The organism is Halopseudomonas bauzanensis (assembly GCF_900114735.1).
GTDB classification, from domain to species: Bacteria; Pseudomonadota; Gammaproteobacteria; order Pseudomonadales; family Pseudomonadaceae; genus Halopseudomonas; species Halopseudomonas bauzanensis.
Genome location: NZ_FOUA01000001.1, coordinates 54,462 through 78,050, shown reverse-complemented (window position 1 = coordinate 78,050; position 23,589 = coordinate 54,462). Strand labels below are relative to the sequence as shown.

22 protein-coding genes are annotated in these 23,589 nt (G+C 61.3%); 17 read left to right on the top strand and 5 right to left on the bottom strand.

Going from position 1 to position 23,589, the window contains the following annotated elements; translation table 11 throughout:
• Positions 1-14 precede the first annotated feature (14 nt).
• Genes mltG through BM267_RS00355 form a run of 5 tightly spaced genes read left to right on the top strand, consistent with a single transcriptional unit; the run spans position 15 to position 3,872 of the window.
• Complete coding sequence (mltG, locus tag BM267_RS00375; RefSeq protein ID WP_036989678.1) at positions 15-1,073, top strand: endolytic transglycosylase MltG; 1,059 nt, start codon at positions 15-17, stop codon at positions 1,071-1,073.
• Positions 1,070-1,702 (top strand): dTMP kinase, encoded by a 633-nt coding sequence (gene tmk / locus BM267_RS00370; protein ID WP_074778562.1) that lies wholly within the window; start codon positions 1,070-1,072, stop codon positions 1,700-1,702. Before mltG ends, tmk begins: the two co-directional genes overlap by 4 nt.
• Positions 1,695-2,690 (top strand): DNA polymerase III subunit delta', encoded by a 996-nt coding sequence (locus BM267_RS00365; RefSeq protein ID WP_074778564.1) that lies wholly within the window; start codon positions 1,695-1,697, stop codon positions 2,688-2,690. Before tmk ends, BM267_RS00365 begins: the two co-directional genes overlap by 8 nt.
• Positions 2,691-2,733: 43 nt before the next feature.
• The gene (locus BM267_RS00360) at positions 2,734-3,090 is read left to right on the top strand and encodes a PilZ domain-containing protein (RefSeq protein ID WP_074778781.1); all 357 of its coding nucleotides are present in this window, start codon (positions 2,734-2,736) and stop codon (positions 3,088-3,090) included.
• Between the two features lie 2 nt (positions 3,091-3,092).
• Positions 3,093-3,872, top strand: coding sequence for a TatD family hydrolase (locus BM267_RS00355; protein ID WP_036989680.1), 780 nt, complete (start codon positions 3,093-3,095; stop codon positions 3,870-3,872).
• A gap of 1 nt (position 3,873) precedes the next feature.
• Here the strand turns inward: BM267_RS00355 and wrbA are convergent, their stop codons facing one another.
• The 3 genes from wrbA to BM267_RS00340 all read right to left on the bottom strand — a co-directional run bounded on the left by wrbA (position 3,874) and on the right by BM267_RS00340 (position 6,766).
• Positions 3,874-4,473, bottom strand: a complete 600-nt coding sequence (wrbA, locus tag BM267_RS00350) for an NAD(P)H:quinone oxidoreductase (protein ID WP_036989681.1) — start codon at positions 4,471-4,473, stop codon at positions 3,874-3,876.
• An 88-nt stretch (positions 4,474-4,561) separates the two neighbouring features.
• Positions 4,562-5,260: a pirin family protein gene (locus BM267_RS00345; protein ID WP_074778566.1), complete on the bottom strand. Its 699-nt coding sequence runs from the start codon at positions 5,258-5,260 to the stop codon at positions 4,562-4,564.
• Positions 5,261-5,614: 354 nt separating this feature from the next.
• Entirely contained in the window at positions 5,615-6,766 is a 1,152-nt protein-coding gene (locus tag BM267_RS00340) for an aminotransferase class V-fold PLP-dependent enzyme (protein WP_074778568.1), read from the bottom strand.
• A 174-nt stretch (positions 6,767-6,940) separates the two neighbouring features.
• On the opposite strand from BM267_RS00340, the gene BM267_RS00335 reads away from it, so the two are divergent.
• Together BM267_RS00335 and BM267_RS00330 are read left to right on the top strand one after the other, a co-directional pair.
• Entirely contained in the window at positions 6,941-7,579 is a 639-nt protein-coding gene (locus BM267_RS00335; RefSeq protein ID WP_036989683.1) for a TetR/AcrR family transcriptional regulator, read from the top strand.
• A 68-nt stretch (positions 7,580-7,647) separates the two neighbouring features.
• Entirely contained in the window at positions 7,648-8,661 is a 1,014-nt protein-coding gene (locus BM267_RS00330; protein ID WP_074778570.1) for an amidohydrolase family protein, read from the top strand.
• 42 nt (positions 8,662-8,703) lie between these two features.
• Here BM267_RS00330 and BM267_RS00325 read toward each other — a convergent pair whose 3' ends face one another.
• Positions 8,704-10,389, bottom strand: coding sequence for a carboxylesterase/lipase family protein (locus BM267_RS00325; RefSeq protein ID WP_074778572.1), 1,686 nt, complete (start codon positions 10,387-10,389; stop codon positions 8,704-8,706).
• 177 nt (positions 10,390-10,566) lie between these two features.
• Here BM267_RS00325 and BM267_RS00320 point away from each other — a divergent pair, with 177 nt between their 5' ends.
• The 6 genes from BM267_RS00320 (at position 10,567) to BM267_RS00295 (ending at position 17,595) form a co-directional block, all read left to right on the top strand.
• On the top strand, positions 10,567-11,466 hold the full coding sequence (locus BM267_RS00320; RefSeq protein WP_074778574.1) for a radical SAM protein: 900 nt from the start codon (positions 10,567-10,569) through the stop codon (positions 11,464-11,466).
• A complete protein-coding gene (locus BM267_RS00315; RefSeq protein ID WP_235818236.1) occupies positions 11,463-12,077 on the top strand; it encodes a DUF4823 domain-containing protein in 615 nt (204 codons plus the stop codon). Before BM267_RS00320 ends, BM267_RS00315 begins: the two co-directional genes overlap by 4 nt.
• A gap of 23 nt (positions 12,078-12,100) precedes the next feature.
• Positions 12,101-12,691, top strand: a complete 591-nt coding sequence (locus tag BM267_RS00310) for a DUF1285 domain-containing protein (RefSeq protein ID WP_074778576.1) — start codon at positions 12,101-12,103, stop codon at positions 12,689-12,691.
• Between the two features lie 186 nt (positions 12,692-12,877).
• On the top strand, positions 12,878-15,031 hold the full coding sequence (locus BM267_RS00305) for an adenosylcobalamin-dependent ribonucleoside-diphosphate reductase (RefSeq protein WP_143063017.1): 2,154 nt from the start codon (positions 12,878-12,880) through the stop codon (positions 15,029-15,031).
• A gap of 74 nt (positions 15,032-15,105) precedes the next feature.
• Entirely contained in the window at positions 15,106-15,801 is a 696-nt protein-coding gene (locus BM267_RS00300) for a TSCPD domain-containing protein (RefSeq protein ID WP_036989692.1), read from the top strand.
• 234 nt (positions 15,802-16,035) lie between these two features.
• Positions 16,036-17,595 carry a DNA recombination protein RmuC gene (locus BM267_RS00295; protein ID WP_074778580.1) on the top strand — a complete coding sequence of 520 codons (1,560 nt, stop codon included), beginning with the start codon at positions 16,036-16,038 and terminating at the stop codon, positions 17,593-17,595.
• A gap of 41 nt (positions 17,596-17,636) precedes the next feature.
• On the opposite strand, the gene rnk is transcribed toward BM267_RS00295, so the two are convergent.
• On the bottom strand, positions 17,637-18,044 hold the full coding sequence (gene rnk, locus BM267_RS00290) for a nucleoside diphosphate kinase regulator (protein ID WP_036990314.1): 408 nt from the start codon (positions 18,042-18,044) through the stop codon (positions 17,637-17,639).
• Positions 18,045-18,231: 187 nt separating this feature from the next.
• Here rnk and BM267_RS00285 point away from each other — a divergent pair, with 187 nt between their 5' ends.
• The 4 genes from BM267_RS00285 (at position 18,232) to BM267_RS00270 (ending at position 23,567) form a co-directional block, all read left to right on the top strand.
• Positions 18,232-19,590: a TAXI family TRAP transporter solute-binding subunit gene (locus BM267_RS00285; protein ID WP_074778583.1), complete on the top strand. Its 1,359-nt coding sequence runs from the start codon at positions 18,232-18,234 to the stop codon at positions 19,588-19,590.
• 73 nt (positions 19,591-19,663) lie between these two features.
• The gene (locus BM267_RS00280; protein ID WP_074778585.1) at positions 19,664-20,581 is read left to right on the top strand and encodes an AAA family ATPase; all 918 of its coding nucleotides are present in this window, start codon (positions 19,664-19,666) and stop codon (positions 20,579-20,581) included.
• Positions 20,578-21,540 (top strand): DUF58 domain-containing protein, encoded by a 963-nt coding sequence (locus tag BM267_RS00275; protein ID WP_235818237.1) that lies wholly within the window; start codon positions 20,578-20,580, stop codon positions 21,538-21,540. Before BM267_RS00280 ends, BM267_RS00275 begins: the two co-directional genes overlap by 4 nt.
• Positions 21,537-23,567, top strand: coding sequence for a transglutaminase TgpA family protein (locus BM267_RS00270; protein WP_074778587.1), 2,031 nt, complete (start codon positions 21,537-21,539; stop codon positions 23,565-23,567). Before BM267_RS00275 ends, BM267_RS00270 begins: the two co-directional genes overlap by 4 nt.
• Positions 23,568-23,589: the final 22 nt, after the last annotated feature.

Below are 23,589 nucleotides of genomic sequence, written 5' to 3'. Positions count from 1 at the left end.
TTATAAGGTTTTTAATGAAAGCTGCTGTTTTTTCAGTGGTTTTGTTGGCTGGCGCTGGGCTCTGGGGATACTACACCCTGAATTCCACGCTGGATCAGTCGTTGCAGATCAAGGTCGCAGATACGCTGGACGTTCCGCCCGGCAGCACGCCCGCCCGGGTGTTCTCCAGCCTGGAGCAACGTGGAGTGATCGAGCGGTCCAGCTGGATACGCCGTTACTGGCAATGGCAGATGCCGGACACCGTATTGCAGGTCGGCGAGTATCGACTCACGCCCGGCATGACGGTGCAGCAGTTGCTGGCATTGCTGCAACGAGGTGAGGTGATACAGCGCAGCGTTACCCTGGTCGAAGGCTGGAACTTCAGCCAATTTCGCGCTGCTTTGGCCAAGGCCGAACGGCTGCAGCACAGCTTGTCCGACGAACTGAGCAACGCCCAGGTAATGGCCGAGCTGAACCTGACGGAAGATCACCCGGAAGGCATGTTCTTCCCTGATACCTACCGGTACACGCTGGGTATGAGTGATCGCGACATCCTGCTGCGCGCCCATCAGCGCATGCAGCAGGAGCTGGAGGCAGCCTGGGAGCAGCGTGGCGAGGGGTTGCCGATCGATACGCCCTACGAGGCGCTGATTCTGGCATCGATCATCGAAAAGGAAACCGGTGTACCCCATGAGCGCGGCGAGATTGCCGGCGTGTTCACCCGCCGCTTGCAGATGGGCATGCGCCTGCAGACTGACCCGACAGTGATCTATGGCATGGGCGAAGACTGGCAGGGCAAGATCCGCCGCAGCGACCTGCGCCGGCCGACACCTTACAACACCTACACCATCGACGGGCTGCCGCCAACGCCCATCGCCATGCCTGGTCGCGAAGCGCTGCTTGCCGCAGTCAATCCGACCCCAGGCAAGTCGCTGTATTTCGTGGCCCGGGGGGATGGCTCCCATGTCTTCTCCGAGACCCTGCAGCAGCACAACCGCGCGGTCCGCCACTATCAGATTCTGCAGCGGGCCCCCAACTATCGCTCCAGCCCGCCTCCGGCGGAGCCAGTAAAAGACAGCGGGGCGGCGCAATGAGCGGACTGTTCATCACCTTCGAAGGCCCGGAAGGGGCTGGCAAGTCCACCAACCTCAAGGTCTTTGCCCAGGCGCTGGCCGAGCGGGGTTGCGCGCCGTTGATCACGCGTGAGCCGGGCGGCACGCCGCTGGCCGAGCGTATCCGCGACGTGCTGCTGAGCCTGCATGAGGAGCCGATGCACGCAGATACCGAACTGCTGCTCATGTTCGCCGCCCGCGCCCAGCACCTCAACGGCCTGATCCGCCCGGCGCTGGCCGAGGGGCGGGTGGTGATCAGTGACCGCTTCACCGATGCCACCTATGCCTATCAGGGCGGCGGCCGCGGTATCGATCCGCAGCGTATCGCCGCGCTGGAGAACTGGGTCCAGGGCGACCTGCGCCCCGATCTGGTGATCATCTTCGATGTGCCGGTGGAGCTGGGCATGGCCCGGGCCCGGGCCCGCAGCGAGCTGGACCGCTTCGAGCGCGAACAGCAGGCATTCTTCGAAGCGGTCCGCGGCAGCTACTTGCAACGCGCAGCGGCTGATCCGCAACGCTATCGGGTGATCGACGCCAGCGGCGACCTCGACTCGGTGCGCCAGGCCATGCAACCCCTGATAGATGAAGTGCTGGAGCGCCACCATGGCTGATCAGGCCGTCAGTCCTTGCCCCTGGCATCTGCCGGTCTGGGATGCCCTGACCGCCGGCAGCCGGCATGCCCATGCCTTTTTGTTCGCCGGCCTGCCAGGGGTCGGCAAGCGGCTGTTCGCCGAGGCCTTCGCCGCTCACCTGTTGTGTCTGCAGCCTCAGTCCGGGCGTGCCTGTGGCCAGTGCCGCAGTTGCCATTTACGCCAGGCGGGCAGCCACCCTGATCGGTTGGTGGTGGAGCCGGAAGAGCAGGGCAAGGCCATCCGCATCGATGCAATCCGCCAGCTTGGCGATTTCATGGGGCAGACGGCGCAGCAGGGTGGCCGCAAGGTCATCATCCTGCATCCAGCCGAGGCGATGAACCTGAACGCTGCCAACGCCTTGCTCAAGTCCCTGGAAGAGCCTACTTCCGATACCTATCTGTTGCTGGTCAGTGATCAGCCCAGTCGATTGCTACCGACCATCCGCAGCCGCTGCCGGGTACAGCCACTGGTCACTCCCGGCCACGCCGAGGCGATGGCCTGGCTGCAGCACAGTCTTCCGGACCTGGATGCCGAGCAGCACGGCGCGTTGCTGTTGATGGCCGGTGGTGCCCCCCTGCGCGCAATTGCCCTGCATGAGATGGACGCCGCCAGCCTGCGTCAACAGGTCGTGGAGGGCGTCAAGGCGCTGTTGAAGAACCAGCAATCGGCCTCCCAACTGGCCGAGCGCTGGCCGAACCTGCCGCTGGAGCTGCTGGCCGACTGGTTCTGTGACTGGACGCTGGATCTGCTGCGGCTCAAGACCGGAGCCATGGAAGCTCCGGTCAATACCGATATGGACAAGGTACTGCCCTACATGGCGCGCCACCTGCAATTGCCCGCGTTGCTCAACTGGCAGAGCTGGCTGCTGCAACATCGGGGCATGCTGCTGGGCAAAGCCAACCTCAATCGGGTGCTGTTTATCGAAACGCTGCTGATCCAGTGGAAACAGTTGCTGGAAAGACGCTAGTCTAGATGGCAGACCCATGCCGAGTATCAACAAGGACAACGATATGAGCATTGCGACTGCGCCAGGACCCCGCAACGGCATTCTTTCACTGACGATCAAGGACAAGTCAGTGCTGTATGCGGCTTACATGCCTTTTGTAAAACACGGCGGGATGTTCATTCCCACCAACAAGACCTATCGCCTGGGCGATGAGGTCTTCATGCTGCTGAACCTGATGGAAGAACCGGAGAAGATCCCGGTGGCAGGCAAGGTCATCTGGATTACCCCGCGAGGCGCCCAGGGCAACCGTGCAGCCGGTATCGGAGTCCAGTTCAGTGATCAGGACAATACCGCCCGCAGCAAAATCGAAACCTACCTGGCCGGCGCGCTCAAATCCGACCGCCCGACCCATACCATGTGACCATGCTGATAGATTCCCACTGCCATCTCGACCGCCTCGACCTCACTGCCCATGACGGCTCTCTCGACAACGCTCTGAATGCTGCGCGCGAGCGTGGTGTCGGCAAGTTTCTCTGTATCGGCGTGGACGCCGCCAACGCGCCGGTGGTCAAGCAGTTGGCCGAGCAGTACGACGACGTCTGGTGCAGCGTAGGGATACATCCCCTGGACCTGACGCGTAACGATCCAACCGATCTTGCCTGGTTACTGGAGGCGCTGGAGCATCCGCGAGTAGCCGCCATCGGTGAGACTGGCCTGGATTATCACTACGAGCCGGACATGGCCCAGGCGCAGCAGGACTCCTTCCGCTATCACCTGCAGGCTGCCGCCACCACTGGCAAGCCAGTGATCATCCACACCCGCGAAGCGCGGGAGGATACCCTGACCATGCTCCGCGAGGCAGACCTGCCCAATGCCGGAGTACTGCACTGCTTCACTGAGGACTGGGACATGGCGCGGGCGGCGCTGGATCTCGGCTACTACATTTCCCTATCTGGCATCGTCACCTTTCGCAATGCCGATGCGCTGCGGGACGTGGCGCGGCGGATTCCCGCCGATCGGTTGCTGGTCGAAACGGATTCACCCTACCTGGCACCAGTGCCGCACCGCGGCAAGCCGAACGAGCCGCAATTCGTCTGCGAGGTGGCTGCCTTTCTTGCCGAGTTGCGCGGCGAGCAGCTGGAGCGCCTCTGGGAGAACACCACGGCCAACTTTCACCGGTTGTTCCCCCTGACGGCTGTCTGAATCAACGGGTCAGCTTGCTGGCAATCTGCGCTACATGCTGGCCCTGATGACGTGCAATGCCCAGTTCCCGTTCATCCGGCTGGCGTGAGCCATCGCCACCGGCAATGGTCGAGGCGCCATAGGGAGTGCCGCCGCCCACCTGGGATATATCGAACAGTGCGGGGGTGGTATAGCCGACAGGCACTATCACCATGCCGTGGTGCGCCAGGGTGGTCCAGGTGGAGGTGATGGTCATCTCCTGGCCGCCGCCAGTGCCGGTGGAGGTGAACACGCTGGCCACCTTGCCCGCCAACGCACCCTTGGCCCAGAGGCCGCCGGTCTGGTCGAGGAAGTTGCGCATCTGCCCGGACATGTTGCCGAAACGGGTCGGTGTGCCAAAGATGATGGCATCGTAGTCGGCCAGTTCCGCCGGGCGGGCTTGGGGGGCCTGCTGATCGGTCTTGCCGCCCGCTGCGGCAAAGGCCTCGGCGGGCATGGTTTCCGGCACACGCTTGATGTCGACTTCGACACCGGGAACCTGACGTGCGCCCTCGGCGACGGCATTGGCCATGGTTTCGATATGGCCGTACATGGAATGGTATAGCACCAGTAGCTTGGTCATTATTGCTTCCTCTGTCGTTATGGTACTCAGTGATTCAACCCATTGGAGTTGCGCCTCTGGCGCATCGTTCAGCTGGATGCGGCCCTGATCAGGCAACATCCACCAGCACGACCTCACTCTCTTCTTCAGCGGTAATCCGCAGCAACGTCTCGCCCTGCACCGCGACGCCGTCACCGGCATTGGCGGTAACACCGTTGATCTCGACCCGGCCGCTGGCCGGTACCAGATAGACCTTGCGCCCCGTGGCAATAGCATAGTCCGCAGTCTGCCCCGGTTTCAGGGTGGCGGCGACCAAGCGGGCATTTGCCCGGATGGGCAGGGCATCGCCATCCTCCGCCAGCCCACTGGCCAGGGTAACAAAGGTTCCGCTGCGTTCACCCTTGGGGAAAGGTCTGGTACCCCAGGAGGGGGCCAACCCTTTCTCGTCGGGCAAGATCCATATCTGGAACAGCCGCGTTTCCTGGTCCTCCAGGTTGAACTCGCTATGGGCGATGCCAGTGCCGGCACTCATTACCTGTACATCGCCCGCGAGGGTCCGGCCCTTGTTGCCCAGACTGTCCTGGTGGGTGATCGCTCCCTCGCGGACATAGGTGATGATCTCCATGTCGCGGTGCGGATGGGTTGGGAACCCCGAATGCGGAGCGATGATGTCATCGTTCCATACGCGCAGATGTCCCCAGTGCATGCGTTTGGGATCATGGTATTCAGCAAAGGAAAAATGGTGCCGGGCATTCAGCCAACCGTGGTGGGCACCACCCAATTCTTGGTAAGGACGCAGTTCGATCATTGTCTGTCTCCTGTTCTATGGTGATCGGAGCTCTGGCTGCTTCGATCAGATGCAGCGATGATCTATCAAAGTAATCTGGGTTAAAAGCGCAAAATACCCAGCATAAATATCGAACAAGTTGATGTATTCTCTGTTGAATAGTTAAAAAAAACCCGAATTCCGGGGGAGAAATTCGGGTCAAGACCATTAGGAGTGATACAAAGCCGGACGGGGCCGGCTCTGCCAGATGCGGCACTTGGGGGAGGTGCTGCATCTGATATGAGAAGTATTGCCGACTTTTGCGGCATTTCCAGTCAGATAGGCCCTTTCATTAAACCTATTCGGAATAAGGTGCAGGAGCTTATCGTGACTGGTTCAGTCTTGCCGCTGGGCGAGGATGCCTTTGAGGATAACCAACGCTCGATCCAGCACGTCCTGCCGCGTATAGAAATGCGGTGACCAGCGAATACCGCCACCGCGAGCGGCGCAAATCACTCCGGCTTCCTTCAACTGGGCAAACAGCTGGCTGGTATCCCAACCCTCGATGCGAAAGGTGACGATGCCCGCGCGTCGTTCAGGTGCCGCAGGGCTGAGAATACGCACCCCCGGCAGGCGACCAAGTGATTGCAGCAAGTACGCCGTGCGCTGCTGCAACGCTTCCTGAATGCGCTGTTCGCCGACCTCCAGCAATAGCTCCAGGCTCGCCGATAGAGCATGTTGGGCGAGGGTATTGGGACTGCCGGGCTCGAAACGTCGGGCGGTGCTCGCTGGCATCCAGTCTTCGCGGTCATAGTCGCCCATGGCCTCGACCATGTGCCAGCCGAATTGCAGCAGCTTCAGCCGGTCGCGCGCAGCGCGTCGGCAATAGAATACGCCCAGTCCTTCAGGCCCCAGCAGCCATTTGTGCCCATCAGCCATGGCGAAGTCGCAATCGATTGCCTGCACGTCCAACGGCAGGGCGCCTAACGATTGAATGGCATCGACGCAAAACAGGATGTTGCGCTCGCGACAGGCGCGCCCCAGGCGCGTCAGGTCCATGCGCAGGCCACTGGCATATTGCACGGAGCTGATGCTCAGCAGACGAGTCGCCGGCCCCATTGCCGCAATCAATGCCGCTTCCGGATCATCTCCATCGAGGCTCACCTGACGCAGAATAACGCCACGACTCTCCAGCGCCTGCCAGGGAATGCGGTTTGAAGGAAACTCCTGATCGCTGACGAGGACCTCGTCGCCGGCCGTCCAGTCCAGCCCCATGGCCACCAGGGATAACGCCTCGGAGGTGTTCTTCACCAGGGCGATATCGCCTTTGCTCGGCGCGTTGAGCAGGGTCTGGAATTGCCCCCGCAGGCGATGCTCCAGTTGAATCCAACGAGGATAATCCTCCGCTCCCCGTGTAATGTTCTCCCGGGCGAAGGCCGTCACTGCATCAGCGGCGCGTTTGGGCCAGGGGGCAACAGCTGCGTGATTCAAATAGCAAATGGTGGGGTCTTGGGGGAACTCATCATCCCATTGCAGTTTATGGAGCATGGTCGGGTCCTGTGCGGATTGCATTTCTGTTGCCGATGATAGCGTGCCTGGAGCCAAACGGAACATGGTCACTGTAAAGGCATGAACTTTTGGTCATATTAATACCAAAAGTGTGCAATTGGTCATGAAATTGGCATAATGCATTTTCATCGTCACGCCCATGCAGGTAAGCATATGCAGAAAGAATCACGCAAGATCCGGGAGTTTCGGCGCCGGGAACAGGAAATTCTGACCTCGGCGTTGCGTTTGTTCCTGGAGCAGGGAGAAGACAGCGTCACGGTTGAAATGATTGCCGATGATGTCGGAATCGGCAAGGGCACCATCTACAAGCACTTCAAGTCAAAAGCCGAGATCTATCTGCGCCTGATGCTGGACTACGAGCGCGATCTGGCCGAGCTGCTGCATTCGGAATCCATCGAAACGGATCGAGAGGCGCTCTCCCGGGAATACTTCGCCTTTCGCATGAGTGATCCGGAGCGCTATCGGTTGTTCGATCGGCTGGAGGAGAAAGTTCTCAAGGCCAATCAGATGCCGGAACTGGTGGAGGAGCTGCATCGCATCCGCGCCTCCAATTTCAATCATCTGACCGGGGTGATTCAGGAGCGTATCGACGAAGGCAAGCTGGAGGATGTACCGGCGTACTTTCACTATTGCGCGGCCTGGGCTTTGGTGCACGGCGCCATGTCCATGTATCACTCGCCGTTCTGGCGCGAAGTGATCGAAGACAAGGAAGGTTACATGCAGTTTCTGATGGATATTGGCGTACGCATGGGCAACCGTTCCAAGCGGCGGCGCGATGGCGATCCCGCCTGAGGGCAGGGCGTGAACTTGAGGCGAAGCGGCGGGTCTACCGGGCAATCGACTTGAACAGGAGTACCCGCTTGCCGCCTTTCCGTTCTGCCTTGTGTCTCCTCGCCGCGCTGGCGGTCTTGCCCGCCCAGGCGCGTGACTACAGTTATACCGATGCCCATCTGCATTACGTCGACTTCTTCCAGGAAACCGACGGCATGACCGAGCTGTTAAAGCAGATGGATGAGCACAATATCCGCCACGCCATGATCAGCGGTGTTCCGGTAGCCAAGAAATGGCATGAAAATGAACCACGTCGGCCGCGTTATTACGCTGGGGATGACGCAGGGGCATACTGGTTCAGCGCAACGGATTACATCGTCGCTCATGCGCTGGAAAAACTGGATGAAAAACAGCGGTCGCGTTTTCATCCCTTCCTCTCTGGTTTCAACCCCAACGACAAGAACTCCGATGAGCACCTGCGCCGCCTGCTGGAGACCTATCCGGGCATGTGGCAGGGCATCGGTGAGGTATTCACCCGCCATGACGACCTGACCGCACTGACCAACAGCGAGGTGCCCCGCGCCAACAGCGAGGCCATGGACCGGATCTACTACCTGGCCGCCGAGTATGATCTGCCGGTGATGATCCACAGCAATATCACCTCCAAGCGTGAGCGCAATCCGCTGTATCTGCCGGAGCTGGAAGAGTCCCTGCGTGACCATCCACAGGTACGCTTCATTTGGGCCCATGCCGGCACCAGCAAGGAAATCCATCGTCACCAGGAGAAGCTGACATTCCTGTTCGATGAGGTGGAGCGATTGCTCGGGCTGTATCCGAACCTGTATATCGACCTGTCGTGGACCATGCTGGAGCCTTACCTGCTCGACAGCGAAGGCAAGCCGGACCCGCGCTGGCTGCAACTGGTCGAACGCTTCCCGGATCGCTTCATGATCGGCTCGGATGTGGTGGGCAAGTTCGGCAGTCTGGGGGAGTACATGAGCGGCTTCGACGTTTTCCTCGATGCCTTGCCCGAGACGGTGGCGCACAAGGTGGCGGGGAGTAATTTCCTGGCGATCCTGCCACGGCAGAGCCAGGATAACTGAACCGTGGCATCGACTGATTCGATGCCACGGCTGGAGCCTGCCTTACCCCAGGGGAATGCGCGGCGGGTTCTCCCAGTAAGCGCATTGGTGGGCTGTGTTGAAGGCGCTCTGATCGACCGCGGCCGGGGTCGGAGCGTCAAGGCGCAGGATCTGCCCGCCTGACGTCAGACGTGGCCATTCCACCGCTTCCGCTGCGCCGTCAGTGCCATTGGGGCCGATGGCTGGGTCGTCGCCGTATTTGGCGAAATTGGTCCAGTAGCGGGCCATATGTTCCGCCAGGGCGAGCTGATCTTCTCCGGCGCCACGGTCAATCAGTGTCTGTTCGGAGCTCAACACGTATTGAATCTCGAAGGAATGAGCAGCACCCAGGGGGAAGGGCGCCGTTACACCGGCAAGAATATTTGGTGCGTTGCGATCAGCAAACCAGTAACCCCAGGTATCCACTTGGCTCTGTAACAGGTTCCACTGGTTGTTGTTCGGGCAGTTGAAGCGCCAGTCGGTACCGATTGCCGAATAGGCATTGACGAACTGCAGGGGGCCGGTGGGTTGCTCTGCGGCATAATCATCGGCGATCTGGCCGGCGTCCAGGGTTGGGTCTTCTGTCAGCAGCTTGGCGACAGCGGCGGTATAGCCCGCCGGGGTGAACAGATCCTCGCCGTCTCCCAGTGCCAGCAGGGTAAATAGCGCGCCTTCATCCAGGTTGCTGCCCATCATCACCGGGACCTCATTGAACTCCCCGCTGGCCAATGCCTGGTTGATCGACCGGGGGAGCGTCGCGGTGTTGGTGACAGGGAGAATATTGCCCGGCTGGGCATCGAGCAGCTCCCGTACGGATAAGTCTCCCAGGCATTGCAGCAGTTGCGCATCCGGGGTATCTCTACAAGTGGTCTGGGCAATGGTGGGGAGGCCAAACAAGCTCTGGCCGCCCGGAATGACAGTGTCCAGCCCCAGGGGGATATCCCCCAGCGGTACCTGCGCGCCGTTGTAGGAACCACTCTGCACGATGGCCTTGTGGAACAGGCCCGCTGCGCCCGGTGAGGCCAGCTGACTCATGACGCTGTGGCCGCCCGCAGACTCGCCGAAAAGGGTGACGTTATCTGGATCGCCATCGAACTGGTCGATATTGTCCTGGACCCACTGGAGTGCCAGCTGCTGGTCCTGCAGACCGAAGTTGGCATTTGCCAGCGCGACATGGGGCAGGAAGCCCAACGCACCCAGGCGGTAATTGAGGGTCACCACTACCACGCCTTGCTCTACCAGCCGCACTGGTTCGTAACTGGCACCGCCGGAGCCATAAATGAAGGCGCCGCCGTGGACCCAGACCATGACCGGATACTCCCCGGGCTCTTCCGGCGCATAGACATTCAGGAACAGGCAATCCTCATCCAGACTTGCTTCACCGAAGGGGCTGGCATCTTGCGGGCAACTGCTGCCGAAGGTTTCACTCAACTGGATGGCATCAGCGTGAGCCGGCGGGAGAGCGGGCGCGGCAAAGCGCTCGGCTACACCGTAGCGAAGGCCACGGAATACCCGCATGCCGTCATGCTCGATCCCGATGTAATCACCCTGCTGGGTGGTGACCTTCAGTGGGTTCTCAGCGGAGCCGCCGTCATGACTGCTGCCGCCACCGCCTCCCGACAGGCAGCCACTCAGGCTGGTAGCCATGACCACTGCCGATAGGGTGGACAGGATGAAGCGAGATGGTGTGATGCTGGTTGTTTTGCGCATTGTTATTATCCGTATGATTATTCAGCCGATTACCCTGGCAAAATGCCTTCTTTCGGTACGGAAACCATAAAAGAATCATCAGCCGCGCGCTAAACCCATACGGGTGATCAATCACCGGGGAGGGCGTATGCCCGGCTATTCTGTAAACTGAGCAGCGAACCTTGATTGGAGTGATGCATGTCAGCCCAGCCCCGTTTTCCCATCGACTACATCGAGCCGGTATTTCGTCCGCCGAGCGAGGCGCATTCGCTGATCTTGCCGGTGACTAACGGCTGCTCATGGAACCAGTGCACCTTCTGCGATATGTACACTGCGCCGCAGAAGAAATTTCGCGCCCGTGACGAACAGCAGGTGCTGGATGAGATCCGCCGCAGTGGCGAGCAGTTGATCGTGCAGCGGGTGTTTCTCGCCGACGGCGACGCCATGGTGTTGCCGACTCACCGCCTGCTACGCATTCTCGAGGCGATAGGCGAGCACATGCCGGAAGTACAGCGGGTCACCTCGTATTGCCTGCCGCGCAATCTGCGCCGCAAATCCGTAGAGGAACTCAGACAGTTGCGCGAGGCCGGCCTGCAGATGCTCTATGTCGGTGCCGAGTCTGGTGATGACGAGGTGTTGCAGCGGGTGAACAAGGGCGAGACCTTCGATTCCACTGCCGAGGCGTTGCTCAAGGCCCAGGAGGCTGGCTTGCAGACCTCGGTGATGATTCTGAACGGGTTGGGTGGCCGGAATCTGTCCGAGCAGCATGCGGCGAACTCAGCCCGGTTGATGAACCTGACCCAGCCGGATTTCCTGTCCACACTGGTGGTCAGCTTTCCCCATGGCATGGAGCGCTACCAGGCGCGTTTCCCTGACTTCCAGCCCCTCGATCAGCTGGGACTGTTTCGTGAGATCGAGATGCTCCTGTCTGCCCTGGAGCTGAACAATACGGTTTTTCGCAGCGACCATGCATCGAACTATCTGGTGCTCAAAGGGATACTGGGTGCTGACCAGCCGCGTCTGCTGGCGCAGGTGCGTCAGGCCATCGAGCAACCGGAACAGGCCGGGCTGCGCCCCGAGCGGATGCGTGGATTATGAAACCGATGATATCGCTGTCCCGAATTACTGCGGTGCTGGCGCTGGCCGTGCTGGCCTGGGGTTGTACGCCCTCGCAGATGAAGGAGGAAGGGCGCTTCTACCTCAGCGATGCCGGGCTGCTGGATCGCTATCAGATCACCCGCAGCGGCAACTTCCGCCTGCAGGCCGACTCGCGATTCTACATAGCGCAGAGTCACTTCGTGCCAGTCGGTCATGCCTATGCGCGCCCGAACATTCTCGCCGAGGAAGGATTTGCCGCCGCAGTGCAGGTCTTTCCCCTGGTGCGGCGCGCGGAACAGCCGTTGGGGCTGGATGAGGCGTTGCTGCATACCCGACAACAGGGGCTGGATTATCTGCTGTACACCCGCTTCGCCAGCGCCCAGAGCAGCGCCGGCGCGCAGCCGACCGCGGAGCAGGCCAGTGCAGGCCATGTGGGGCGCGATGCAGTGGTGTTGCAATTGATGCTGCTGGAAGCGGGCACCGAGCGGCTCATCGATTTTGCCACCATCACCAGCCGCACCGGCTTTCTCGCATTCTACAAAACCCGTCCGGAAGGTCTGCTGCGGGAACCGATGGAAGACTATACCCGTCAATTGCTGGGCAGACCCTAGCCATTCCGAGATCGAGGCACCCTATGGACAACCGACCACCACCACCCCAGTCGCTGCTCGACAGTTTGCCTGAGTCGAGTACCGGCGACGCACGCGAGCCGGCGCCAGTGCATCTGTGGCATCCGGATTTCAGCGGTGAGCTGGATATGCACATTGCCCGTGACGGCACCTGGTATCACGAAGGCGGACCCATCAGCCGCAAGTCCCTGGCGCAGCTGTTTTCCGGCATTCTGCGGCTGGATGAAGATGGCCGCTATTACCTGGTCACGCCGGTGGAGCGCTGGGCCATCCGGGTCGATGATGTCCCCTTCGTTGCGGTACGGCTGGAGGTGGAGGGGCAGGGCCGCGAACAGCGTCTGACCTTCTTCACCAGCCTGGGCCACAGTGTGCTGGCTGGCGAGATGCATCCGATCACCGTCCGAGTGGATGCCGACACCAGCGAACCTTCACCCTACGTGCTGCTGCGCAGCAACCTGCGGGCGCTGATCCATCGCAACGTATTCTATGAACTGGCGGACCTGGCGGTCGAGGAACAGGTCGATGGCCAGCCCCGCATCGGCGTATGGAGTGACGGACATTTCTTTCCGATAGATGGCTCGGCGGTCACCGCCTGAGCTGTCGCGGCCTGCATGCAAGTCAAGATCTCCAGGCCGCATTTTCAGGTTTCCTTTGTTGTTGATCTTTACCATATCTGGGTCTAGGATTCGCACTACGCACAACCAGTAGTGTTTTTCAGGTGCAGGGGTGAGCAGGCGTGAACGTTTGTCAAGCCCGGACAGCACTGATTCCAGGAGAATATGATGAGTCAAACAGCCAAGGTGCAACGTCTGCATAATGTCGTAACCAACATTCCCATGCAGCCGGCCTCGGAAGATATCTGGGATACCAAATATCGGCTCAAGACCAAGGATGGCGTAGCCATCGACCAGACCGTCGATGAGACCTATCAGCGTGTCGCCCGCGCCCTGGCCGAAGTCGAGCTGCCGGAGCTGCGCGAAGAGTGGTATGACAAGTTTCTCTGGGCGCTGCGCCATGGTGCCATCCCCGCCGGCCGCATCACCTCCAACGCCGGCGCGCTGGAACACAAGCCTGCGACCTCGACCATCAACTGCACCGTCTCGGCGACCATCGGCGACTCCATGGACGATATCCTGTCCAAGCTGCACGAGGCCGGCCTGACGCTGAAGGCCGGCTGCGGCATCGGCTATGAATTCTCCACCCTGCGGCCCCGCGGTGCTTATGTCTCCGGCGCTGGCGCCTACACTTCCGGCCCGCTGTCGTTCATGGATATCTACGACAAGATGTGCTTCACCGTGTCGTCCGCCGGTGGCCGTCGTGGTGCGCAGATGGCGACTTTCGATGTGGGTCATCCGGACGTGGCGGACTTCATCCGCGCCAAGCGCGAGGGCGGTCGCCTGCGTCAGTTCAACCTGTCGCTGCTGATCACCGAGGAGTTCATGCAGGCGGTGGAGTCCGACAGCGAATGGAAACTGGCCTTCCCGCTGGGCATCGGCGAAGCCGAAGCAGACAAGATCGATGTCAACGATGCCGAGCAGGTGATCTGGCGTGAGTGGCCAAGCAACGAACGTTATGTGACCCGCGACGACGGCCTGGTAGCCTGCCGCGTGTTCCGCACCATGAAGGCGCGGCGCATCTGGGACATGATCATGACCTCCACCTACGACTTCGCCGAGCCCGGTTTCATCCTGATCGACCGAGTCAACCAGATGAACAACAACTGGTTCTGCGAGGAAATCCGTGCCACCAACCCCTGTGGCGAGCAGCCGCTGCCGCCCTATGGCGCCTGCCTGCTGGGCTCGATCAACCTGACCCTGTTCGTACGCGATCCCTTCACCGATAAAGCCCGGTTCGATTGGGACGAATACCGCAAGGTGGTGGACATCTTCACCCGCATGCTGGACAACGTGGTCGAGATCAATGGCCTGCCATTGGAAGAGCAGCGCAATGAGATTTTCCGCAAGCGCCGCCACGGCATGGGTTTCCTCGGTCTGGGCTCGACCATGACCATGCTGTGCATGAAGTATGGCGATGCACAGTCGCTGGAATTCACCGAGCAGGTCTCCCGCGAAATGGCCCTGCAGGGCTGGCGCACCGGTCTCAAGCTCAGTGAGGAGAAGGGCCCGGCGCCGATCATGGAAGAAGAGTTCACCATCACGGGTGCCATGCTCGCCAAGCGTCCGGAAATGCAGAGGGACGGCTTCAAGGTCGGTCAGCAGATCAAGGGCAAGGTGCTCTGGGCCAAGTACAGCCGCTACATGCAGCAGGTCGCGGGTGAAGATGCGGCCTTGGTCGAGGCGTTGGCGGAACAGGGTTCGCGCTTTACCCATCACAGCTCCATCGCCCCCACCGGCACCATCTCCCTGTCGCTGGCCAACAACGCCTCCAATGGCATCGAGCCGAGCTTCGCCCATCACTATTTCCGCAACGTGATCCGCGAAGGCAAGAAATCCAAGGAAAAGGTCGACGTGTTCAGCTTCGAGCTGCTGGCCTATCGGGAATTCATCGATCCCCAGGCGCTGCCGGACATGGAAGCTGCCTCGCGCAACCTGCCGGATTATTTCATCGCTGCCGATGACGTGAAGCCCACCGAGCACGTGGACGTGCAGGCTGCGGCGCAGAAGTGGATCGATTCGTCGATTTCCAAGACCGCCAACGTGCCGACGGATTATCCCTACGAGGACTTCAAGGATATCTACCTGTATGCCTACCACAAGGGTTTGAAGGGCTGCACCACCTTCCGCTTCAACCCTGAGGCCTTCCAGGGCGTGCTGGTGAAGGAACAGGACCTGGCCAACACCACCTACCGCTTCAAGCTGGAAGACGGCAGCATCATCGAGGCCAAGGGCGGGGAAGAAATCGAATACGACGGCGAAATGCATTCCGCCGCCAATCTGTATGATGCGCTCAAGGAAGGCTACTACGGCAAATTCTGAGCCGCTGGATTACTGCATTGCACGGCTGAACAAACAACACAGCCCCGCCAAGGCGCGGGGCAAGGAAGATGGACATGGCACTCAAGATAACCAGCAAGATTGTCGACTACGCAGTGGTCAAGCCGGACGAGCCGGCCAAGGCGCCCGAACCGGCTGCGCCCACCTATGTCGAAATGCACGAGAAGCTCAAACGCCCCGAGTTCCTCGAAGGCTCGACCTACAAGATCAAGACGCCAACCTCCGAGCATGCCATCTACGTCACCATCAATGACGTGGTGCTCAACCCCGGCAGCGACCATGAAACCCGCCGGCCCTTCGAGATATTCATCAACTCGAAGAACATGGAGCATTACCAGTGGATCTCGGCGCTGACACTGATCATCTCCGCAGTCTTCCGCAAGGGTGGCGACTGCACCTTCCTGGTCGAAGAGTTGAACAGCGTATTCGATCCCAAGGGCGGTTACATGAAGCGTGGCGGCCGCTGGATGCCCTCGCTGGTTGCGGAAATCGGCGATGTGCTGGAGCAGCACCTCAAGCGCATAGGCATGCTTGAGGATGGGATGGACGAGCACCAGCGTGCCTATCTGGAGCAGAAGCGGGCCGAGTTCACCAGCATCAACGCCCCAGCCCAGGCGGCAGCGGACTGTGACGACAGTGCCGAAGCCTACCCGGCCGGCGCGCAGATGTGCGGCAAATGCCACACCAAGGCCGCGGTGCAGATGGACGGCTGTCTCACCTGCCTGGCCTGCGGCGACAGCAAGTGCGGCTGATGGTCTGACGATTCCACTGCGCCGGGGCTACCGGCGCAGTGTCCTGCCTTTACCCCGCTGGCGCTCGCCGGCCATTGTTCCTACCTTCATGCGCTTCGCCCATGGCTGTCACAGTCATTGCCGCAGGGCCGCTACTCGCGCTGGTCGGTGAGGTCGCCACCTCGCGTTAACAGCCAACGGTTACATATTCAGCCATACGCAGGGATAATACCGGGCAGCCATAGGAGATGACCCATGCCCCTGAATGAAATGCGGTTTCTGTTGCCCTTGCTCAGCCTGGCCCTGCTGGGTGGCTGGCTGCTCACCGGCTGGGTGTTACTGCGCCGGGAACGGTTGCTGCAAGGGCGGGTCGATGAGTTGCTTGAGCAAAACCGCAGCCAGCAATTGGAAATGCATCAACAGCTGGGTGCACAGCTGAGTCTGGAAACCCGCCTTGAGCACCTGCAGGAATCCGTAGCCCGGCTGGATGCGGAACGTGGTCGGCTGGCAACCCGCCTGGCTGATGCAGAGGGGCAGTGCAATGAATGGCAGCGTTCTGCCGAGCGCTTTCAGGTCCAGGCCCAGGAGCAGCAGCGCCAGGGCGAGCAGTTGCAGGCCGAACGCCGGACCCTGGAGCAGCGGCTGCAACAATTACAGCAAACCCACGAACAGCTGCGGGTCGAGCATTCCACCTTGCAGACCACCCTGAGCCAGCGCCAGCAGCACTTCGATGAACAGCAGCAATTGCTCAAGGACAGCCGCGAGCAGCTCAAGCTGGAATTTGAGCAACTGGCCGGACGCATCTTCGAAGCCAAGGGCCAGACCTTCACCCAGACCAGTCAGCAGTCTCTTGACGCGTTGCTCAAGCCGTTCCGCGAGCAGATCGATCAGTTCCGCAGCAAAGTGGAAGATATCCATCACAAGGACACCCAGCAGCAGGCGGCTCTGGCGCAGGAACTGCTGCACCTCAAGCAGCTCAACCAGCAGATCACCCAGGAAGCCCACGACCTGAGTACCGCCCTGCGCGGGCAGAAGAAGACCCAGGGCAACTGGGGTGAACTGATTCTGGAGAACGTGCTGGAGCGCTCCGGTCTGCGCGCCGGCATCGATTTCAAGCGTGAGGTGAGCATGACCGCCAGCGATGGTCAACGCCAGCGCCCCGATGCCTTGGTCTACCTGCCCCAGGACAAACATCTGATCATTGATGCCAAGGTGTCGCTGAATGCCTACACCCGCTATATCAACAGCGAGGACGATACCGAGCGCCGGCTGGCCCTGGCCGAGCATGTACAGGCCTTCGGGCAGCGGATACGCGAGTTGGCCGAGCGCAATTACTTCGACCTGCCGGGGCTCAACGCACCCGAGATGGTGTTCATGTTCGTGCCCATCGAATCCGCCTTCGTCGAAGCGCTGAAAGCCGACGAAACCCTGTTCCAGAAGGCCATCGAGCAGAACGTGCTGGTGGCGACGCCGACCACCTTGCTGACCAGCCTCAACATCGTGCGGCAGCTGTGGCGCTTCGAAGACCAGAACCGCCACACCGCCGAGCTGGCCGAGCGGGCCGCACGGGTGCATGACAAGCTACGCACCTTCCTCGGCAGCATGGAGAGTATCGGCAGCAGCCTGGACAAGGCCAGCGAGGCTTATCACAAGGCCTGTGCCCAGTTGGTCAGTGGCCGTGGCAACCTGGTCAAGCAAGTAAATGATTTCAAGGAGTTGGGCGTATCTGTTAAAGCAGAACTTGGGGAAAACTGGACCGATCGTGCCGAGCTTGAGCTCGGCCACGATGTACCGGCAGCGGATACGCTGGGATGAAGTTCGGAAGGGAAGAGGGAAACCCGGCAGGGCGCCGGGCTTTACAGATGGAAGTCGCCGCTTGCTTCGGGCTGGTATTCGATATCGATGATCTTGAGCTTGAGCGGGCGACCATTGGGGCCGGTCCAGTCGATGCTCTGGCCTTTCTTCAGACCGAGCAGGGCAATGCCCACCGGCGCGAGTACCGAGATGGTACCATCCCGTCCGGCCTTGTCAGGGTAAACCAGAGTCAGGACCATTTCGCGGCCGCTGGTTTCATCCGCGAAGCGCACCGTGGAATTCATGGTGACCACATCCGGAGCAACGCGCGTATGAGACACGACCTTGGCTCGCAGCATCTCGTTCTCGAGAGCCTCCAGCAGGTCGATCGGCGCGTCCATGGTATTCAACACCTCATCCAGGCGTTGGACATCCAGACGGGTGAGCACGATAGAGGGTGATTTGCTCATGGCGAACAGCATTACTCCTTGTTAAAGACAATGAAAAAACGGTAGTTGGGAAAAACAGGTAAAGAAGCCAACAGGACATCGGCATAGATAGACAGTACCAGAATGGCGACTTCTTGCAAGCTCCTCGCCGGTTTTGGTGCTGGCGCTCGCCCGGTTTCCACCCGGCCATGAGACTGGAGAAGCTCAGATGCACGCAGTGAAGCAGATCGCGTTGTTCATTCGTACCAATTTATGGATTGTCCCCCTGGCGCTGCTGCTGGCCTGGGGGCTGTTCCGCTTTCTCGACCCGGCGCCGCCGCGGACCCTGGTGATGACCACGGGTGGTGAGTCCGGCGGCTACCATGGCTTCGCCCTGGCCCTGCAGGAACGGCTGGCAGAGGATGGGCTGACGTTGGAATTGCGCCCCAGCAGCGGCTCAGTGGAGAACCTGCAGCGCTTGAGTGATGGCACTGGCGAGGTGCAGCTGGGTCTGATTCAGAGCGGCACCACCAGCCTGATCGAGCCCGCGCAGCGAGCCCGGCTGGAGGGTTTGGCAGCCATCTATCACGAGCCGTTGTGGCTGTTTCAGCGTCGAGGTGCGGATATTACCCGGCTGGCGGACCTGCATGGCCGCAGAGTCTCGGTCGGCACCATGGGCAGCGGCACCTGGGCAGTAGTACACAGCCTGTTCAGTCAGCTCGGTGATCAGGTCGGCGAGGCAGATGTGCTGGCGGGTAACTGGCAGCGTTTGTCGGCGCGGGACTCGCTGGAGGGGCTGCGCAGCGGCGAGCTGGACGCGGCCTTCTTCGTTCTGCCGGTGAATAATGCCACGGTACGCCAACTGCTGGCCGACCCGGATCTGGAACTGGTCAGCCTCGAGCAAACCGAGGCGCTTGCCGCCAGACTGCCGTTTCTCGATACCCTGAGTATTCCCGAGGGGCTGCTCGATCTGGAGCGTAATGTACCGGCCCAGCCCACCCGGTTACTGTCGCCGGTCGCCACCCTGGTGGTCAACGATGCCTTCCATCCGGCACTGGCGTCGCTGGTCTTGAAAGCAACCACCGATGTGTTGCGTCAGGGCAGCCTGCTGGACCCGCCGGGGGCCTTTCCCGCGGCTATGCCCATGGAATTGGAGCTCACTGGTGAAGCGGAGTACTACCATAAGAATGGCGTGCCGATGCTGCAGCGCTATCTGCCGTTCTGGGTGGCCTCGATTTTTGACCGCTACGTGGTGCTGTTGATCCCCTTCATCGTCATCATGCTGCCGCTGATCAAGAGCATGGGGCCGCTCTACAGCTGGCGCATGCGGGCGCGGGTCTATCGCTGGTACGCGGACCTGCGGCGGGTGGACAAGCTGATTCATAACGGCGGTATCCATCAGGTGCTGGAGCGGGAGATTGCCAGTCTGGTAAAGCTGGAAGACGAGCTGACCCGGGTCGATGTGCCCCTGTCCTATGCTCATGAACTGTATAGCCTGCATCTGCATGTAGGCTACATGATCACCCGGTTGCGGCAGATGGAGGAGGAGCAGGGTGCTGCCCGTGGCGAGAGGGCCGCGGGTGTGTGACAGTTCATTGCGCGGGGTTTCAACTGTCAGGGACTGACCATAAGATGGACCAGCAGGCCAACGAGAGGTGTACATGAAGGATGTGCTGAGTAACGCAACGGATGCAATCAACCAGGTGCTGCTGGGCAAACAGCATGCGGTCAAGCTGGCAGTGGCCTGCATACTGGCCCGCGGGCACCTGCTGATCGAGGACCTGCCGGGTATGGGCAAGACCACTCTGTCCCAGGCATTGGCGCGGGTGATGGGGCTCAGCTATCAACGCATCCAGTTCACCAGTGACCTGCTGCCCGGCGATATTCTCGGCACCTCGGTATTCGATCGTGACAGTGGGGGCTTCGTTTTCCATCCGGGGCCGATCTTCGCCGAGCTGGTGTTGGCGGACGAGATCAACCGCGCCACGCCCAAGAGCCAGAGCGCGCTGCTGGAGGCCATGGAAGAGGGGCAGGTCACCGTGGACGGTGCCACCCGGCCGCTGCCTGAACCCTTCTTCGTCATTGCCACCCAGAACCCGGCCTCCCAAGGCGGTACCTTCGCCTTGCCGGAATCCCAGCTCGACCGATTTCTGATGCGCCTGTCCCTCGGCTATCCAACCCCGGCGGCAGAGAAGACGCTGTTATTGGGCGGTACCGGGCGGGCGCGCCTGGATGACCTCAAGCCGGTGCTCACCCGCGCGCAGCTACAGGCATTGCAGGCAGCGGTGCCGCAGGTAACAGCGAGCGAGGCGATCATCGATTACATCCTGCGACTGGTCACCCGCACGCGGGAAAGCCATCTGTGTGCCTGGGGCCTGTCGCCCCGGGGCAGCCTCGGCCTGCTGGCAGCTGCTCGCGCCTGGGCCATGCTGGAACACCGGGCCTACGTCATTCCCGAGGATGTGCAGGCGGTGCTTCCGGCTGTGGTCAGCCATCGTCTGCGCGCCAGTGAGGACCCAGCCGGGCACGGCGGCGGCAGTCTGGCCCAGCGGCTGCTGAACGAGGTGCCGGCGGTTTGATCGCCCGGCTGGGTGGCCAGACCAGCGCCCTGTTCCAGCGCTGGTTGAAAAAGCGCATTCCGGCGGCCAGCCAGGTGACGCTCAACCATCGGCGCATCTTCATCATGCCTACCCGCGCCGGCATGGGCTTGCTGCTGTTGCTGCTGATCATGCTGATCGGCGCCATCAACTATCAGAACAGCCTGGTCTATGCCGTGGTGTTCCTGCTCGGGAGTCTGTTCTGGGTCGGCCTGCACCACACTTACCGCAACCTCGCTGGACTTGAGTTGCATGCCAATGGCAGCCTGCCGGTGTTCGCCGGGGAGGAGGCGGCGCTGACACTGACTTTGCTGGCGCCGCGCCGGGAGCATCAATCGGTCGCCCTGTTCTGGCCGAGCACCCCGCCGCGGCAGGTGGATGTGGAGCAGCAACTGGGCACCACGCTGTCGCTCTATCATCCGACTACCCACCGTGGCTGGTTCAAGCCTGATCGCTTGCGTGTGGAGACCCGTTATCCGCTGGGCTGGTTCGTGGCCTGGAGCCTGGTGGATCTCGACTGGCAGGTATTGGTCTACCCGCAGCCGCTGAGCCTGCCACTGCCGGGTACGCGTGCTGCCGAAGCAGGCGAGGGCGACCAGTTGCTGGCTGAAGGTGTGGACGATTTTCAGGGCCTGCGTGCCTATCAGCCCGGAGACTCGAAGAAACGGCTGGATTGGCGCGCCTGGTCGCGGGGCCAGGGGTTGCACAGCAAGGTGTTTGCCGAGCCGCAGCATGACAGCCTCTGGCTGAGCCTGGAGCAAGCACCCGGCGCCTCGCTGGAGCAGCAACTGAGCTGCCTGGCCGGTTGGGTGCTGCAACTGGAAAGCCGCCACCGGCCCTACGCGCTGGAGCTGGCCGGCCAGCGGATCGGCCCGGCGCTCGGCGAAGCCCACCGGGATGCCTGCCTGCGTGCGCTGGCGCTCTATGGAGTGACCCCATGACGTCCTATGCGCTGATACCCCGCAACAGTCTGGTCTGGTTGCTCACCGCACAAGTGGTCGCACTGGCGCCACACCTGCCCCGGTTACCGGTGTGGGTAGCCGCCCTGTGGTTGGGCTGTGCATTGTGGCGGGTGCAGATTCAGCGCATGCGTTGGCCCTATCCGGGATTCCTGGTACGGGTGCTGGCGCTGGTACTGGTGACTACCGGGGTGTTTCTGGTGCAGGGGACCCTGATCGGGCTTGATGCCGCGGTGATGCTGCTATTGATGCTGTTCATGCTCAAACTGCTGGAAATGCGCAAGCCCCGCGACGCGCTGGTGGTCATCTACCTCGGCTTTTTCATCGTCGCCGCGGCTTTTCTGTTCGATCAGGGCATACCGCTGGCGCTGTTCCAGTGTTTCTCCTTGCTGGTGCTGGTGGCGGCACTGGTCGGTCTGCAACAGACACCGGGGCGCAATGACCCGGCTCGGGCCATGCGCACCGGCGGCATACTGCTGATGCAAGCCGTGCCGCTGATGGTGGTTCTGTTCGTGCTGTTTCCGCGCCTGGGCCCGCTATGGTCGGTCAATGCACCGGGCAACCAGGCGCGCACCGGGCTGGCGGAAAGCATGGCGCCGGCAGATGTGGCCGAGCTGGCCCGTTCCGGTGAGCTGGCCTTCCGTGCGGCGTTCGACGATGCAGTGCCGGCGCAGCCACAGCTGTATTGGCGCGCCATGACCCTGAGCCGCTTCGATGGCCGCACCTGGAGCCGTTCGCGCTTCACCACGGCGGCGGCGCCACCGGAGTGGCAGCCACGGGGCGAGCCGATTGGCTACCGCGTCATTGCCCCGGCCAGTAACCAACCCTGGGTATTCAGCCTGCGCGGCGCCAGTACCGAGGATGAGCGCTTGCTGCTCACCGGCGATTTCGTGCTGCAGGCCCGGCAGCCGCTGGGACGGGCTATTTCCTACGTCGCCAGCTCCAGGATGGACAGCCTGCTGCAACCGCAGGAGCTGGACCCCTTGCAGGAACGGGTCAATCTGCAGTTGCCGGAGGGTAGCGACCCCCGCAGTCGAGCCTTCGCTGCGCAATTGCGTCAATCCCATCCCGAGGATGCAGATCTGGTTCTGGCGCTGCTTGGCCATTTCAACCGCGAACCCTTCCATTACACTCTGCGTCCAACCCCGTTGGGACTGCACAGCAATGATGAGTTTCTGTTCGACAGCCGCCGCGGCTTCTGTGCGCATTTCGCCGGCGCCATGACCTTTGTCCTGCGTGCGGCGGGCATTCCAGCTCGGGTCGTCGCTGGCTACCAGGGTGGGGAAATCAATCCGCGGGGCAATTACGTGCTGGTACATCAGTTCGACGCCCACGCCTGGGTCGAGGCATGGTTGCCAGGGCAGGGGTGGGTGTCGGTCGATCCGACCTTCCAGGTGGCGCCAGAGCGTATCGAGCGGGGCTTGCAGGACGCATTGTCGGAGGAGGGCAGTTTTCTCGAGAACTCGCCCCTGGCTGCAGCACGCTACCGCGACATCGGTTGGCTGAACAATACGCGGCTGTTCTGGGATGATCTCAACTATCAATGGCAACTGCGAGTACTGGGCTACCAGAGCGAGCGTCAATTGGAATTCTTCCGCCGCTGGCTGGGCACGGCCGACTGGCAGCGTATAGGTCTGATTTCCCTGGGTGTGCTGTTGCTGTTCATGCTGCCGATGGCGTTGTGGATCCTCCGTCCAGCCCGGCAACCGCGTGACCCGCAGCAGCGGGCCTGGCAGACGCTGAACCGGCGTCTGGCGCGGCTGCAGCTGCAGGCAAAGACGGGAGAAGGGCCGCGTCACTGGCAACAACGACTGGAGCAAATACTGCCTGGGCAGAAGGCAGAACTGGCGGCCTTCTTCGCTGAATACATCCGTCTGAGCTATGCCACCGCGCCGGCGGCAGCTACGCCGGCAGCAACACAGTTGAACCTGGCCCTGCGAAACCTGCTGCGGGTCTTGCCGCGCACCCGCCCGCGGCGATCGATTACGTCGCTGGACTTGCCTGGTTAGGGCCGCGGTTGTAATGTGAGCG